Here is a 2,118-nt window from a genome sequence, read left to right as displayed (position 1 = left end):
CGCCGCACGCGCCCGCCGTGCGGCGGGCGCGCGGCGTGCGCAGGCCGGGCCACCAGGTCGGCGCGGTCTCATCGACTACCCGCGGGCGGGCAAGCGCGGGGTGCGCCGGTGGCTGCCGTCGTGGAAGCTGGTGACAGGTACGTTCCTGCTCTTCTTCGGCGGCCTGCTGGGGGTGTTCGGTTACGCCTACGCCACGACGACCATCCCCGGCGCGAATCCCAGCACCCAGCAGCAGAGCAACACGTACTACTGGTCCGACGGCTCGGTGATGGCCACACAGGGGTCGACCAACCGGCAGAACGTCGACCTCGCCCAGGTCCCGAAGGCGGTGCAGTGGGACTTCCTCGCCGCGGAGAACGCCACCTTCTACACCGATCCCGGCGTCGACATGCAGGGCATGCTCCGCGCCGTCTACCACATGGCCACGGGCGGTGAGGTGCAGTCCGGGTCGACCATCACCCAGCAGTTCGTGAAGAACACCTACCTCACCCAGAACCAGTCGGTCACCCGCAAGCTCAGGGAGATCATGATCTCCCTGAAGATCGGCGGGCAGATGTCCAAGCAGCAGATCCTCCAGGGGTATCTCAACAGCTGCTACTACGGGCGGGACGCCTACGGCATCGAGGCCGCGGCCCGGGTCTACTACCACGAGCACGCCTCCGAGCTGACCGTCAGCCAGGGCGCGTTCATCGCCGCCACGGTGAACGAGCCGAGCCTGCTGATGCACGCCGACACCGACCCGCAGGCCAAGGCCCAGGCCAAGGCGCGCTGGACGTACGTCCTGCAGCGCATGGCCAAGATCCACAAGATCACCGACGCCCAGCTCCAGCAGTACCTGGCCGCCGGCTTCCCCACGCCCAGGCCGTACACGCCGTCGGCGGGGATGTCCGGGCAGACCGGCTATCTGGTGGACACCGCGAAGAAGTACCTCGAGGCCCACTCGTCGATCTCCGAGCAGCAGCTCGGCCGCGGCGGCTACCAGATCTACACCACCTTCGACAAGAAGAGGGTGAACGCGCTGTCGGCGTCCGTCGCGGCGATGGAGAAGAAGCACCTGGACCCCGCGCACCGCTCGGCCGACAAGGACGTCCAGGTCGGCGCCGCGTCGATCGATCCGTCGACCGGCGCGGTCGTGGCCCTGTACGGCGGGCCGGGCTGGGACAAGGGCCACTGGACCGACAACGCCGACGCCACCGGCGTGCCGGTCGGCTCCACCTTCAAGCCCATCGACCTCGCCGCCGCCCTCGACCACGGCGCCGTCCTCTCACCGGGCCGGCCGGCCTCGCCGATCACCCCGGACTCCAAGTTCGACGGCGACGACGGCATCACCATCAAGAACCAGCAGGGCCAGCAGCTGCCCGACTCCAGTGACCCCACCGGGCTCCTGCACCAGCGCAACGACGTCCCCACGAAATGGGGCTACATCACCCTGCGCAAGGCCATGGAGCAGTCGGTCAACACGCCCTACGTCCAGCTCGGCGAGTACGTCGGCTACGACAACGTGGAGAGCGAGGCCCTGAAGGCGGGCCTGCTGCGCAAGAGCCTGCAGTACGACACCCCCGGCTTCTACATCGGCACCTCCACCCCCTCGGCGATCCGCATGGCCGACGCGTACGCCACCCTCGACGACGGCGGCGTCCAGCACGAGCCGTACTCGGTGACCAAGGTCATCGCCGACGGCCAGCCGCTGCCCGGCTTCGAGGCGCCCAAGGGCAGCACGGCCATGCCCTCCTCCACCGCCGACGCCGTCACCGACGTCCTGCAGGACGTGGTCAAGCACGGCACGGGCACCCACGCCCAGGCCCTGGGCCGGCCGGCCGCGGGCAAGACCGGCACCACCGACGACTACAAGTCCGCCTGGTTCATCGGCTACACCCCGCAACTGGTGACGTCCGTCGCCATGTTCAAGGAGGACCCGAAGAACGCCGGCCTGCAGTCGATGCAGGGCGTCGGCGGCTTCTCCAAGGTCTTCGGTGCCGACATGCCCACCGAGGTGTGGACCGGCTACATGACCGCCGCCCTCCAGGGCCGACCCGTCCAGCAGTTCCCGCCCGCGCCGCAACTGGGCAAGGGCACCGACGAGGGCGGCGCCCCCTCGCCCACCCCCACCCCCACCGC

The 2,118-nt window shown here is 69.6% G+C and carries 1 protein-coding gene; it reads left to right on the top strand.

Translation table 11 applies throughout. From position 1 onward, the window contains the following. Window positions 1-130: 130 nt before the first annotated feature. Window positions 131-2,118, top strand: a 1,988-nt coding sequence (locus tag AC5WRT_RS38760) for a transglycosylase domain-containing protein (RefSeq protein ID WP_496098901.1), incomplete at its 3' end; no start/stop codon positions are given.

Source organism: Streptomyces sp. NTD91, from assembly GCF_059510455.1.
The sequence above is the reverse complement of the archived record's forward strand: the minus strand, read 5'-3'. Positions and strand labels throughout refer to the sequence as shown.